At 58.7% G+C, this 13,120-nt stretch carries 16 protein-coding genes; 9 read left to right on the forward strand and 7 right to left on the reverse strand.

From position 1 onward, the window contains the following. Positions 1–104 precede the first annotated feature (104 nt). The gene (locus AC13QE_RS07630; protein WP_488483220.1) at positions 105–497 is read left to right on the forward strand and encodes a diacylglycerol kinase; all 393 of its coding nucleotides are present in this window, start codon (positions 105–107) and stop codon (positions 495–497) included. Positions 498–620: 123 nt separating this feature from the next. Here the strand turns inward: AC13QE_RS07630 and AC13QE_RS07635 are convergent, their stop codons facing one another. Beyond that, on the reverse strand, positions 621–2,150 hold the full coding sequence (locus tag AC13QE_RS07635) for a sensor histidine kinase (RefSeq protein WP_488483221.1): 1,530 nt from the start codon (positions 2,148–2,150) through the stop codon (positions 621–623). A gap of 123 nt (positions 2,151–2,273) precedes the next feature. On the opposite strand from AC13QE_RS07635, the gene AC13QE_RS07640 reads away from it, so the two are divergent. From AC13QE_RS07640 to AC13QE_RS07650, 3 genes are all read left to right on the forward strand, one after another. After that, positions 2,274–2,843, forward strand: a complete 570-nt coding sequence (locus AC13QE_RS07640) for a thermonuclease family protein (protein WP_488483222.1) — start codon at positions 2,274–2,276, stop codon at positions 2,841–2,843. After that, positions 2,840–3,472, forward strand: a complete 633-nt coding sequence (locus AC13QE_RS07645; protein ID WP_488483223.1) for a uracil-DNA glycosylase family protein — start codon at positions 2,840–2,842, stop codon at positions 3,470–3,472. The genes AC13QE_RS07640 and AC13QE_RS07645 overlap by 4 nt, the downstream gene beginning before the upstream one ends. Positions 3,473–3,539: 67 nt before the next feature. Further along, positions 3,540–4,028, forward strand: a complete 489-nt coding sequence (locus AC13QE_RS07650) for an Lrp/AsnC family transcriptional regulator (RefSeq protein ID WP_069613098.1) — start codon at positions 3,540–3,542, stop codon at positions 4,026–4,028. Between the two features lie 61 nt (positions 4,029–4,089). Here the strand turns inward: AC13QE_RS07650 and AC13QE_RS07655 are convergent, their stop codons facing one another. Continuing rightward, on the reverse strand, positions 4,090–4,983 hold the full coding sequence (locus tag AC13QE_RS07655) for an NAD(P)-dependent oxidoreductase (RefSeq protein ID WP_488483341.1): 894 nt from the start codon (positions 4,981–4,983) through the stop codon (positions 4,090–4,092). Positions 4,984–5,229: 246 nt separating this feature from the next. Between AC13QE_RS07655 and AC13QE_RS07660 the strand changes: the two genes are divergently transcribed. From AC13QE_RS07660 to AC13QE_RS07675, 4 genes are all read left to right on the forward strand, one after another. Continuing rightward, positions 5,230–6,198 carry an aliphatic sulfonate ABC transporter substrate-binding protein gene (locus AC13QE_RS07660; RefSeq protein WP_488483224.1) on the forward strand — a complete coding sequence of 323 codons (969 nt, stop codon included), beginning with the start codon at positions 5,230–5,232 and terminating at the stop codon, positions 6,196–6,198. 193 nt (positions 6,199–6,391) lie between these two features. Further along, positions 6,392–7,567, forward strand: coding sequence for an FMNH2-dependent alkanesulfonate monooxygenase (ssuD, locus tag AC13QE_RS07665; protein WP_488483225.1), 1,176 nt, complete (start codon positions 6,392–6,394; stop codon positions 7,565–7,567). A gap of 23 nt (positions 7,568–7,590) precedes the next feature. Next, complete coding sequence (gene ssuC / locus AC13QE_RS07670) at positions 7,591–8,427, forward strand: aliphatic sulfonate ABC transporter permease SsuC (RefSeq protein ID WP_488483226.1); 837 nt, start codon at positions 7,591–7,593, stop codon at positions 8,425–8,427. Between the two features lie 10 nt (positions 8,428–8,437). Next, on the forward strand, positions 8,438–9,238 hold the full coding sequence (locus AC13QE_RS07675) for an ABC transporter ATP-binding protein (protein ID WP_488483227.1): 801 nt from the start codon (positions 8,438–8,440) through the stop codon (positions 9,236–9,238). Between the two features lie 98 nt (positions 9,239–9,336). On the opposite strand, the gene AC13QE_RS07680 is transcribed toward AC13QE_RS07675, so the two are convergent. From AC13QE_RS07680 to AC13QE_RS07695, 4 genes are all read right to left on the reverse strand, one after another. After that, entirely contained in the window at positions 9,337–9,813 is a 477-nt protein-coding gene (locus AC13QE_RS07680; protein WP_132716840.1) for an SRPBCC family protein, read from the reverse strand. Next, entirely contained in the window at positions 9,810–10,154 is a 345-nt protein-coding gene (locus tag AC13QE_RS07685; RefSeq protein WP_488483228.1) for an ArsR/SmtB family transcription factor, read from the reverse strand. The genes AC13QE_RS07680 and AC13QE_RS07685 overlap by 4 nt, the downstream gene beginning before the upstream one ends. After that, on the reverse strand, positions 10,147–10,839 hold the full coding sequence (locus tag AC13QE_RS07690; protein WP_488483229.1) for a glutathione S-transferase family protein: 693 nt from the start codon (positions 10,837–10,839) through the stop codon (positions 10,147–10,149). The genes AC13QE_RS07685 and AC13QE_RS07690 overlap by 8 nt, the downstream gene beginning before the upstream one ends. Positions 10,840–10,968: 129 nt before the next feature. Then, positions 10,969–11,793, reverse strand: a complete 825-nt coding sequence (locus AC13QE_RS07695) for a methyltransferase domain-containing protein (RefSeq protein WP_488483230.1) — start codon at positions 11,791–11,793, stop codon at positions 10,969–10,971. A 145-nt stretch (positions 11,794–11,938) separates the two neighbouring features. Here AC13QE_RS07695 and AC13QE_RS07700 point away from each other — a divergent pair, with 145 nt between their 5' ends. Next, complete coding sequence (locus AC13QE_RS07700) at positions 11,939–12,664, forward strand: DUF2270 domain-containing protein (protein WP_488483231.1); 726 nt, start codon at positions 11,939–11,941, stop codon at positions 12,662–12,664. Positions 12,665–12,719: 55 nt separating this feature from the next. On the opposite strand, the gene AC13QE_RS07705 is transcribed toward AC13QE_RS07700, so the two are convergent. Next, on the reverse strand, positions 12,720–12,986 hold the full coding sequence (locus tag AC13QE_RS07705; protein WP_015340141.1) for an usg protein: 267 nt from the start codon (positions 12,984–12,986) through the stop codon (positions 12,720–12,722). Positions 12,987–13,120: the final 134 nt, after the last annotated feature.

Raw genomic sequence — 13,120 nt, forward strand, 5'->3', positions numbered from 1 at the left:
AATGAATTTCGAGGCGACGAGAGCTGTTGCCTTGCTTCGCCCACGGTGAGGCGGTATTCGCAAGGCATCCAGATTGCAACCGGGACAATACGGGCGGAGCGCGAATGGCTGAGTTTTCAAAATCAGCGGTCAATAAAGAGACCGGGATTCGGCACTTTTTCGCCGCTGCCGGCTATTCCTGGGGCGGATTTCAGCGGCTGTTGCAGGAATCGGCCTTTCGCCAGGAGCTTCTTTTTGCCGGAGCGGGACTGATCCTGTTGATCGCCGTCGGCGCGACCATCGGTGAGATCGTCATCGCGATGGTCTTGTTCCTGGCCGTCTTCGCAGTCGAAGCCATGAATACGGCGGTGGAAGAGGTGATCGACCGGATCTCGCCGGAGATTTCCAACGTCGGCAAGCACGCCAAGGATCTCGGCTCCTTTGCCGTTCTCTGCATGCTGGTCGCGTCCGGTATCTACATGCTTTATGTCATCGGCAGCCATCTGCTGTTTCGCTAAAGCAATTCCAGGAAAAGTGCGGAGCGGTTTTCCGTCCGGAATTGCGAGACAACAAAGAGATAGAGCGGTTCAGAGATTCCATGAAAAGCTGAAGCGCTCTAACGATCAGCGTCCATGCTTGGTTTACGCGAAGCTCTTCTTGCGCCGCTCGGCGAGCGGGGCATCCTCGACCGCCGGCAGGCTTTGCAGCACGCGCTTGGGCGGTAGGATGGCGATGACTTCCGTGCCTTCCCGCAGCTTGGATTTCAGCATGAACTGACCGTCATGTTTGGCAAGAATGGCCTGTACGATCGGCAGGCCGAGGCCCGTGCCCTGTTCGGCGCTTTTGATGGCGATGGAGCCCTGGCCGAAGGCCGACAGCACAATCGGGATCTCCTCTTCGGGGATGCCCGGACCGTTGTCCTTGATCGCAACATATTCCCCGCCACCGGCGGTCCATCCGACCTTGACGCTGATCTCGCCGCCCTGCGGCGTGAATTTCACCGCATTCGACAGGAGGTTGAGGATCACCTGGCGCATCGATTTCTCATCAGCCCAGACGGAGGGTAGCTGCGCCTCGAATTGCGATGAGATCGAAATGTTCTTGGCGCGGGCACGCAACTGCACCATGCCGATGCAATCCTCGGCAATATCGAGGAGAGAAATCGCTTCTTCGTTCAGCTCGTATTTCCCGGCCTCGATACGAGAGAGGTCGAGGATTTCGTTGATCAGGTTGAGCAGGTGCTGGCCGGATCGATGGATATCACTGGTGTATTCGCGATAGGTCGGATTGTTGAGCGGCCCCATGACCTCCGCCGACATGACTTCGGAAAAACCAAGGATCGCATTCAGCGGCGTTCTAAGCTCGTGCGACATGGAAGCAAGAAAGCGCGATTTGGCGAGGTTTGCTTCTTCGGCACGCCGACGGGCCTCGTCGGACATCGATTTCGCGACTTCGAGTTCCGCGATCAGATCGTCCTTCTCCGATTGGAAAGAGAGGATCTTCAGGTTCGACTGATACATGCGGTTGGTGATGAAGCTGAAGAATATCACGGCAACCGAAATGGCTGCGGCGAGGGCGATATCGGAAGGCCTTCGCGTTAGGATGGCTGCCACGGTCAGCGCTACGGTCGCCGGTGCGAAGGAAAACGGAACAGCTCGCGGCAGCATGAAGCTGGACATGGCCGCAATGCAGATTGCCGCTAGCAGGGTCGTGCCCTTGTAGAAGGCGAAGCTGTCGCCGCCGCAGGTCGCACAATTTTGCATCGCAAAGAGCGCCCAACAGAAGCCGACGAGCAATTGCCCCAGCAAAAGCAGCTGTCGCCATTTTCTGGCGCTTTCAGCTGACATTTCCTGCTTCTTGGCGCGTCGTCCGATCAGCATGTTGATGGCATGCGCGGTGAGGATCGGAATGGTCCAGAAGAGAATGCCGGCATCACGCGCCAGGTAGACGCCGAGAACGGCAACCACGATGACGAAGATCGGCACGACGGCGGCACTCTGCCGCAAGGTGTCGATATGCATCATCATCAGTTCGCGGTCGAAGTTGCGGCTGTGGCCGCTTTGCAGGCGCTCGCGCGTTTGCCGCACGGCCTTCGACACAGCCCGGTTACGGTGACTGCGCGATCGGTCGACAATGTTTTTATCTGTCGATGTGCTGACGCCGGTGCTCATGGTTACATTGAAACTTAGCCTGCCTGAGGCTACACCCTAGCGTTTAAATCTTAAGAAGATGCTGCGCCGAAATGATTTGTTTGCCATCTTCGCCAAGGATTTGTTCTTAAAGGAGGCAACAACGTGATGCGGTCGGGCCGCCTGTTTCGTGACGGCATGGTCACTTTCGCGCTGCTTGCCATTCTTGCATTATTCGCGTTGAAGATGAACAATCGACCGGAAATCGTTCAAAATGGAAGCTTTTATGTCATTGACGGCGACACGCTTTCCGCCAGTGGCGAGCGCTTGAGATTGAAAGGGATCGATGCTCCCGAATATCGGCAGCGCTGCCAACGCAATGGCGCGGATTGGGCCTGCGGCGAAGAAGCACGCAAGGCGCTTGCCACAATGATTAAGACCGGAGCGCCCGAATGTCGGGGGCGGGAGAGGGATCGCTATGGTCGCCTGTTGGTGACATGCGTCGCCGGCGATGCTGATATCAACGCCGCAATGGTGCGCAACGGCATGGCGGTTTCTTATGGCGGCTACGCAAGCGAGGAGCGGAGCGCACGGCAGGCGAAGGCTGGGCTTTGGGCCAGTGATTTCGAGAGGCCGAGCGACTATCGGCGCGAGGAGCGTATGGCCCATGACAATGATCCGATTGCCGGATGGCTCGGCTATTTGCGCCAGCTTGTCGGGTGGAGCGCCCCATGAAGCAGGAGGGCGAATTGCAAATCCTGCGTTCGGCGATTGCGGCCTGCCGTCTCTGTCGGGACGCACCGGCCAAGGGCGAGGCGGATCGCCTGCCGCATGAGCCGCGTCCGGTTGCGACACTATCATCGACTGCACGGATACTTATCGCAGGGCAGGCGCCAGGATTGCGCGTTCACGAGAGCGGTATGCCGTTCAATGATGCCTCCGGTGATCGTTTGCGTCAGTGGCTCGCCGTAGATCGCGAGAGTTTCTACAATCCGGATCATTTCGCCATAATGGGCATGGGCTTCTGCTTTCCGGGCTATGACAAGACTCGAAGCGATCTGCCGCCGCGCAAGGAGTGCGCACCATTATGGCGGCAACGGGCAATGGATGCGATGCCGCAGATCGAATTGATCCTGACGATCGGTCAATATGCGCAGGCTTGGCATCTCGGAGCGGAGCGCATGGGTTCGATGACCGAGACTGTCGCGCAGTGGCGGCGTTATCTTCTAACCAACCGGTCGCCGTCCGTCCTGCCGTTGCCGCATCCGAGCTGGCGCAACAGCGGCTGGCTGAAACGTAACCCGTGGTTCGAGGCCGAACTGCTTCCCATTTTGCAACAACGTGTGAAAAGCCTGCTTCCTTGAGAAAAAGTTTCTTTTCTGTCGCTAAAAATACGCTATAGAGAGAATATAATTCGAAGGGATGCTTTAAATGGACCGTCTTGACCGCAAAATCCTGCGCCTGCTGCAGGAGGATTCCACTCTGGCCGTAGCCGATCTTGCCAAGAAGGTCGGTCTCTCGACGACGCCCTGCTGGCGCCGTATTCAGAAGATGGAAGAAGATGGCGTCATTCGCCGCCGCGTGGCCTTGCTCGATCCGGAAAAGGTCAATACGAAGGTCACGGTTTTCGTGTCCATCCGCACCAATAGCCACTCGATCGAATGGCTGAAGCGCTTTTCGGAAGTGATCGCCGATTTCCCGGAAGTGGTCGAATTCTATCGCATGAGCGGTGATGTCGACTATCTGTTGCGTGTCGTCGTCCCGGATATCGCCGCCTATGATGCCTTCTACAAGCGCATGATCGCCAAGATCGAAATCCGCGATGTCTCTTCGGCTTTTGCGATGGAGCAGATCAAGTATTCGACGGAACTGCCGCTCGATTACATGCTGCTGGAAAATGCCAAGTCCAACGAGGACTGACATAGACTGAGCGCCGCTCTGACGAGGCGCTCAGCAGAAGCTATTGATTTCCCGGCAGCCTTTACTTCTTGTCCAGGCGCGCGAGCAGTGAGGAGGTATCCCAGCGATTGCCTCCCATCGCCTGGACGTCGCCGTAGAACTGGTCGACGAGGGCCGTGAGCGGCAGCTTGGCTTTGTTTCGCCGGGCTTCCTCAAGCACGATGCCGAGATCCTTGCGCATCCAGTCGACCGCAAAGCCGAAATCATACTTGCCTGAATTCATGGTCTTGTGGCGGTTTTCCATTTGCCAGGAGCCGGCGGCGCCCTTGGAAATGACTTCCACGACCTTTTCGATATCGAGCCCGGCCTGCTTGCCGAAATGGATGCCTTCGGCCAGGCCCTGGACGATGCCGGCAATACAGATCTGGTTGATCATCTTGGTCAGCTGTCCCGCGCCGACAGACCCCATCAGCCCAACCATGCGGGCATAGGCGTCGATGACGGGACGAGCCTTCTCGAAGGCGGCTTCATCACCGCCGCACATGACGGTCAACACGCCGTTTTCCGCGCCTGCCTGTCCGCCGGAAACCGGTGCGTCGATGAAGTCGACGTCTTTTTCCTTGGCGGCTGCGTAGAGTTCGCGGGCGACTTCGGCGCTTGCGGTGGTATTGTCGATGAGAATCGAACCGGCCTTCATACTTAAGAGGACGCCGTTCTCACCCGTGGTCACCGAGCGCAGGTCGTCGTCATTGCCCACGCAGGTGAAGACGAAATCGGCGCCTGCAGCGGCTTCGGCCGGAGTGGGGGCAAACTTGCCGTCATATTGTTTGGCCCATGCCTCGGCCTTGGCGGTGGTGCGGTTATAGACGGTGACGTCATGCCCACCCTTGACCTTCAGATGCCCAGCCATGGGATAACCCATGACGCCCATGCCGATGAATGAGACCTTTGCCATTTCATAACTCCGTGACCGAATTTGTCTCGAAGGCTTAGCCGAAAGGCCGGGGAGACGAAAGACCGATTTGTCAGCCAACTTGTCACCATGGCATATGATTTGAAATCTGATTTCCGTTTTATCCACTTATTGGAATGGAATTTCGCTACTGTTGCGAATCTTCATAATTTTCTTTGTCGATATAATCTATGGATTTGCGATCTTTAAGTCATCGACAACGAGCCGGTGGCCGCGGAAGCGCCGAGGCCTCATGAAAAGGGATCTTCGATGATTTCGCGCAGACAGACACTCGGCCTTCTCGGTGCGACGGCGGCAGCTTTCGCTTTACCTTCCGTTCGACAGTCACGTGCGGCTGCAGCGACGACGCTTCGGATCGGCTGGCAGAAAAACAGCGTATTGGCATTGGCAAAGCGTCAAGGGGCGTTGGAAAAGCGGCTTTCCGATCGCGGCGTATCCGTCGAATGGTCGGAGTTCACATCCGGCCCGCCGCTGCTGGAAGCTCTTGGCGCCGGTGCTCTCGATTTCGGTGCGACGGGCGATGTGCCGCCGCTGTTTGCGCAGGCTGCCAACGGCAATCTGCTATACGTCGGCATTTACACCGGCAGCCCCGAAAGCTCCGCCATTCTCGTGCGCAAGGATTCCCCGATCGAGGCGCTTGCTGATCTCAAGGGAAAGAAGGTTGCCTTCAAGCGCGGCTCCAGCGCCCACAACGTCGCCGTCAAGGCGCTTCGCAAAGGCGGGCTGACGATCAGCGATATCCAGCCGCTCGATCTCACGCCGCCGGATGCAGCCGCTGCGTTCAAGACCGGCGCGATCGACGCCTGGTCGATCTGGGATCCCTATCTCGCCATTGCAGAGGCCGACCCGGATACCCGCATCCTTGCGACTGCGCGGGGCATCGTCGATTCCTTCAGTTATTTCCTGGCCAACGGCGATTTCACCAAAGATAACCCGCAGGTGATTATCGATGTCATCGACGAACTGGCCAAGGTGGGGGCGGCGGCGCAATCGGATTTGGACGGCACCGTTAAGGCCATGTCTGAAATCACCGGTGTGCCGGCCGAGGTGACGCGGGTGGTGCTGACGCGCCCCGGTGCAAATCTTGGCGGTGTCTCTACCATTACAGATGCGGCGATCGCCTATCAGCAGGGGCTGGCTGACGAGTTCTATAATCTTGGCATCGTTCCGAAGAAGCTCAACGTCACGGACATCGTCTGGCGACCAAAGGCGAGCTGACGCTGACAAGACCCACGGATATCGTCTGCGCCCGTAACACTACGGGCGTGGACTTTATGGGCAAAATATTTCGTCAAACGCCGACAATTAGAAAATCCATATTGTCGATGTAATCGATAGTCTATGCCATTATCCGGATCGAACATCGGGAGGTGGCTCCCGACCACGCGCATCCAGAAAGCAGGAAAGCTTCATGACCGCGACCGCAAAACCCATCGATTTTCTCTGGTTCATCCCGACCTCCGGCGACGGCACCTATCTGGGTACGGCCGATCTCAACCGCGGCCCGGAGATTGGCTATCTCCAGCAGATCGCGCAGGCAGTCGATCGGCTGGGTTATACGGGCGTGCTTTTGCCGACCGGCGTTTCCTGTGAAGAATCCTTCGTGACGGCTGCGGCGCTCTCGGCGCACACGCAGAAGCTGAAGTTTCTGGTCGCCATCCGCCCGGGTACGGCCTCGCCGGCCTACTATGCGCGCCTTGCCTCGACGCTTGATCGCGTTTCGAACGGCCGCGTGCTGCTGAACATCGTCGTTGGCGGCAGCCCGGCAGAGCTCGCCGGTGACGGCATTCATCTGGAACACGATGAGCGCTACGCCCATGCCGATGAATTCTTCCATGTCTGGGAGGAGCTGTTGGAGACGGGGTCGTCCACCTTCGAGGGAAAATATATCAAGGCGACGAATGCGCGGCTCGGCCTGCCGCCGGTGCAGGCACCGCGCCCACCGCTCTACTTCGGTGGATCTTCGGATGCGGGTATCGAATTCTCGGTTGGTCGCGTCGACAAGTATCTGACATGGGGCGAGCCGCCGGCGCAGGTGGCCGAAAAGATCAAGAAGGTGCGGGCAGCCGCTGCCAAGCGTGGGCGCGAGGTCAGCTTCGGCATTCGCCTTCACTTCATCGTTCGCGAGACGGACGAAGAGGCATGGGCTGCGGCCGACAAGCTGATTTCAAAGCTCGACGACGAGACGATCCGCGAAGCGCAGGAGCAATTCGTCAATCAGTCCGACTCCGTCGGGCAGAAGCGCATGGCGGCGCTGCATGGCGGTCGCCGGGACAAGCTCGAAGTTTCGCCGAATCTCTGGGCTGGCGTCGGCCTGGTCCGTGCTGGCGCCGGTACGGCACTTGTGGGATCGCCGAAGACGGTCGCTGCAAGGTTGCGGGAATATCAGGAGCTCGGCATCGAAACCGTGATCGGCTCGGGCTATCCGCATCTGGAGGAAGCTTATCGTGTGGCCGAACTGCTCTTCCCCGAGCTGGGATTGGAGCGCGACGAGCAGCGTGCCGGGTTCCGCAACGAATTCGGCGCCAAGCAGATTTTCGCGGGCGGCAGTCATGGCGGCAATCTCAAGGTCGTTTCCGGCTCGTAACGCCAGATCAAAGGGAGATCCCCATGTCGGCATTCGACACGTCCTTCGTCCGCGTGGCCTCGGAACGGCGCGCACGCCAGGCTAAGGTCGCGCGGCAAGGCATTTCGTTCCAGAGGTTTCTGCCGTTCCTGCTGCCGGTTGTCGTCATCGCGGCATGGCAGCTGGGCTCGTCGCTTGGATGGATCTCCAACCGCATTATGCCGTCGCCGGCGGCCGTCGTGGTCGCCTTCTGGCAGACCACGATTTCCGGCCAACTCCCGAACAATATCTTGGTCAGCGCCGGTCGCGCCTTCGCCGGCCTGCTGGTCGGCGGCTCGATCGGCTTTCTGCTTGGCATCGCCAACGGCGTGTCGCGGCTGTCTGAACAGCTGACCGATACGACGCTGCAGATGCTGCGAACCATTCCGCATCTTGCCATGGTGCCGCTCGTCATTCTCTGGTTCGGGATCGGCGAGGAATCCAAACTGTTCCTGACGGCGCTCGGCGTGCTTTTCCCGATCTATCTCAACACCTACCACGGCGTGCGCAATGTCGATCGCGGGCTGATCGAGATGGGACGGGTCTACGGCATGAGCAACTGGACGCTGTTCCGGAAGGTCATCTTCCCCGGCGCACTTCCGTCCATTTTGGTTGGTTTGCGCTTTGCCCTCGGTATCATGTGGCTGACGCTCATCGTTGCCGAATCGATCGCGGCATCGTCGGGCATTGGCTACATGGCCAACAATGCCCGCGAGTTCGGCATGACTGATGTCGTGGTGCTGACGCTCGTCATCTACGCCATTCTCGGCAAGCTCGCCGATGTCGTCGCACGGGCGATCGAGCGCAGGGCTTTGCGCTGGAATCCGGCCTATCGGAATTAAGGAACCTCCCATGAGCGTCAACACACTCGATCGCCCGCGGGCGGAAGCCAAAAATTCCGCCGCGCAGGCGGCGGGCACTGCGGCCATTCATATCAAGGGTCTGGAGAAGAGTTTCGGCAGCAACCGTGTCCTGCGGGGCATCGATCTCGATATTCCTGCCGGGCAGTTCGTCGCCGTCATCGGCAAGAGCGGCTGCGGCAAGAGCACGTTGCTGCGCATCCTGATGGGGCTGGAAGAGCCGAGCGCCGGCCATCTGCGCTTTGAAGCGGTCGATGGCGGTGACACACAGCCCAATACCCGCATCGTCTTTCAGGAGCCTCGGCTGCTGCCCTGGCTTTCCGTCGCCGACAATGTTGCGGTGGGCCTGGGCGAGGGCGTGCCACAGGATATCTCGCGCAAGAAGACCGCGTCCGTTCTTTCGGAGGTGCAGCTTGCCGAGAAAGCCAGTGAATGGCCCTCGAGCCTTTCCGGCGGCCAGAAGCAGCGCGTGGCGCTTGCCCGTGCACTCGTCAGCAAGCCCGGGATCCTCGCGCTTGATGAGCCGCTCGGTGCGTTGGATGCTTTGACCCGCATCAGCATGCAGGAGCTGCTGAACCGCGTCTGGCGCGAGCTCGGCTTTACCGCCGTGCTCGTGACGCACGATGTCAGCGAAGCCGTGCATCTGGCCGATCGGGTCGTGGTGCTGGACGAGGGCCGGATCGTGCTCGATCTCGACATTCCCTATCCGCATCCCCGCCGTCATGGCAATCCGGCGCTCGCAGAGCTCGAAGGGCAGCTGCTGGCGGCAATCCTCGGTGACGCGCGGAATTAGAGCTTTTTCGCTTTTCTTCGAATCGCGAAAACGCTCTATCTTTTTGTTTTTACGTAATTCCGGACGGAAAACCGCTACGCACTTTTTCTGGAATTGCTCTAATTCGGCCTGCTATCGTCTCCCTCGACATAGAGCTTGAGGTTATCGAAGCCGATTTCTGTGCCCATGAGGCGAGAGCCGTTGTCGCTGTAGCCGTCGAGGAACACGACCTGTTCGACGAAGGTCATTTTCGTGCCGCCGGGTTCTGAGGCGAAGCTGACCGTTGCCAGCGATACGGAGATTCTGACGTTGTCGAGCATCATGTCGAAGGCATAAATGAAGCGCTCGTTCTGGACGACGTCGATATATCGCGCCTGATAGGCATGCACGACGCCTTCAGCTGAGGCGACGCGACTGCTTTCGCTGCCGCCGGCACGGAAATCGAGTTGGAACTCCAGCGACTTCCAATCCTCATGGCAGCCGAACCATTGCCGCTTCTGCTCCGGTATTGCCCAGGCATTGAAGACCTTTGGCAGGGAGGCTTTGAAATGACGCTCTATGGTGATCGTGGTATGGTTTATCGATCTTATGCTCATTCGTCCGTCGTCTCCGTCGATGTATCAGCAAGAAAGAGGTCGAGCCGGTCGAAGGTCCTGTTCCAGGATGCCTTGCGCTCGGCAATCCAGCGTTCGACAGCTGCCAGCGCTTCCTTGCGCAGGTGATAGGTGCGCACCCGCCCGGCCTTTTCCGACACGACCAGCCCGCTCGTTTCCAGCACCTGCAGATGTTTCATCACGGTCGGCAGCGCCATGTCGAGCGGCTGTGCCAGTTCCGTGACGGAGGCCGGTCCACGCCCGAGCCTGTCGATCATGCCGCGACGGCTTTGATCGGACAGAGCCTGGAACATGCGGTCGAGCGCCTGCGATTCTTCAAGCATTCGGCTTTTCCGGCCGGAACCGTGCCGGCAGCTTGTCACTATAAGGGTACATATGGAAATAGGGCATTGCTTCCTGCAGGACGCGGGCGAAGGATGGGCGCTCGATAAGGCGCCGATAATAGGCCTTCAGCCGGCCATGCTCCTCGCCGAAGGGGACGAGGGTTTCCGCGTAGAAGAGAGCCGGCGCGGCGGCGCAATCCGCCATGGTTACATTGTCTCCGGTGATCCAGATTTTTCCGTCCAGCTGCTTTTCGATCATGCCATAAGCGGTGCGCAGCAAGGTCTCGGCTTCGGCGACGCTTTGCGGGCGCCGCTCCCCTTCTGCGCGGCGCACGTCCGCGACGATCGCTTGCATCGGCTCCTGCACATAGAGATCGAAGAAGCGATCCCAGAGCCGCACACATAGGGCGTCCGATGGATCTGTCGGCAGCAGCGCCCTTGCGCCGGGATAATGCCGGTCGAGATATTCGATAATGATACTAGTCTCGGGAACCGTGCTGTCGAGGGCTTCGTCGCGAAGCACCGGAAATTTTGCGAGCGGCCAGAGGCGCGCCAGCGAGGCGCGCGATTCCGCATTGCCGAGATCGATGATGCGGCTTTCGAATGTCGCCCCGTTTTCATAGAGCGCCATCAAGACCTTGTGGCAAAAGGAGGCGAGGGGATGCTGATAGAGAATAAGGGACATGCGGCGACCTTTCCGAGATCAAGGTTCGAGCTGATACTTATCTGAGTGGCTAAGTATCAGCTCGCCGGTCGCCGCGCAAGAAAATAGTTATCCAAATGGATAACTATTTGCAATGTGATGTATTTTCCCTCAATCGGCGAGACGACGGGCGATGACCAGATGACCCGGGGTCGGCTGGCCATCTTCCATACGGACGTTGATGTCGGTGATTTCGACGAGTTCGAAGCCCGTCGCAGTCAGCCGCTCGCGCACATAGGCTTCCGAATGGGCGAAGCGCTGATGCGGGCCGACCATATAGGGACGTCCGGCCATGGTCGCCTCAGGCAGGGTCTCCGAAGAGAAGATGAAGAGGCCGCCCGGCGTCATGTTTTCGGCTGCGCCGAAGAACAGGGGTTCCAGCGCGCCGAGATAGGGCAGGACATCGGTCGCGGTGATCAGATCGAAGGCGCCCTCGTCATTGTCGTCTAGAAAATCCTCGACCTCGGCAACGAAGAGCGTTTCGTAGATATCCTTTTCATGGGCGACTTCGACCATGTTTTCGGAAATGTCGATGCCAGTAATATCCTCGGCGATATCGCGCAGCGTGCCGCCGGTGAGGCCAGTGCCGCAGCCAAGGTCGAGCATCCGCTTGAAGGGACCGAGGCCAAGAGCCTGCAGGCGCTGGCGCACGAGAACCGGGACGTGGTAGCCGAGCTGCTCCACCAGCACATCCTCGAAAATCTCGGCATGCTGGTCGAACAGGGTTTCGACATAGGCGTCCGGCGCCTTGGCCGGTGTCTCGCCGCGCCCCATCGAGGCGATACGCACGGCTGCGCCACCATGGTCTTCCGGATCGAGAGCCAGTACCTTTTCATAGGCCTGAACCGCAGCGTCGATATCGCCCGCCTTCTCCAGTGCCAGTGCCTGGTTATAGGCTTCCGCAAGCGCGTCTTCGTCGATCTTCTTCTTTGCCATGAGTGACAGCCCTTCCATTCGTCACGCAGGCATTAAGGCGCTTGATCGCCTTTTGCAATGCTTGGCGCGCAGGCGCAGAATATGGGCTTCAGGGAAGGCGACTTGGGGGACGCTATCCGAACAAAAGAATAAGGGAGGAAAAATCATGGATAATGAACGCACCACACCGAATCCGACAAGCAGCCCCGCAGAGCGCGGCCGTCCCTCTTTGCCGTCCACATCCGCTGAAGTCACAAACACCTTGACGCACTATTATCGGGGCGAACTGGGGAGGATGACGAGCTGGCGCGATCGCATCGACCGGACATCGAATTGGGCGATCACGGTGGTTGCAGCCCTGCTGTCCGTATCGCTTTCGACACCGACGTCGCATCATGGGGTATTGTTGTTCGGAATGATGCTGATCACACTGCTGTTGCTGATCGAGGCGCGACGATATCGCTTCTTCGATGTCTATCGCTCGCGGGTGCGGCAACTGGAGCGGCACTACTTCGCGCAGATTCTGGCGCCGCAAACGGACCTCAATCCTGATTGGGCCCTGTCGGTCGCCGCCAGCCTGCGTTCGCCCCGGCTGCTGCTCAGCTATTTCGAAGCAGCACAGCGGCGGTTGCGGCGCAATTATTGCTGGATGTATGCGATCCTGCTGCTGGCATGGATCCTGAAGATCTCGACGCCAAGGCTTCAGACCAGCGGCGTAGCGCAGGAGCAGCCGCATTCATGGAGCTATATTGCCGACAACGCGGCTCTCGGGCCTATACCCGGCTTGCTCGTCATCCTCCTCGTCGGGGTCTTCTATGCCGTCGCCCTCTATGGCACGCTCCATCGTGGGCCGGATGACGGCGATTTCGTCCATGGCGAAGCGCATGTCTGATACACGTGTCTCCGACGTGTGACGGGGAGCTGGACAGATCGAAGCCCCGGCGGTTCTAGTGGAGAATGAATTCTCCCTTTAGCGCTCGCCATTCCGTCGCTGAAATCAGCTTGCGATGGACATAACGCACGGAATGCAACGGCCCATCCAGCGTTTCCTGCCAGAATTTCAGGAAGCCGCGCATTTCCGGGAAGTTCGGGGCGAGATCATAATCCTGCCAGATATAGGTCTGCAGGAATTGCGGATGATCGGGCAGGCGGTAGAAGATCTGCGCCGTCGTCAACCCATAACCCTGCAACTGCTTTTGCATGTCGTTATGCATGAGCTTTCTCTTTCCGTTCCCATTCTTGTTCGTGACTCACGGTTACTCAAATATGGAAACAACAGATGGTAAACTCAAGCTTTACAAAAATGTCATGATGGAAATTTATTCACAGAAATCAATGTATTAGCAGC

The sequence above is a fragment of the Martinezella sp. CNPSo 3957 genome (assembly GCF_057784395.1).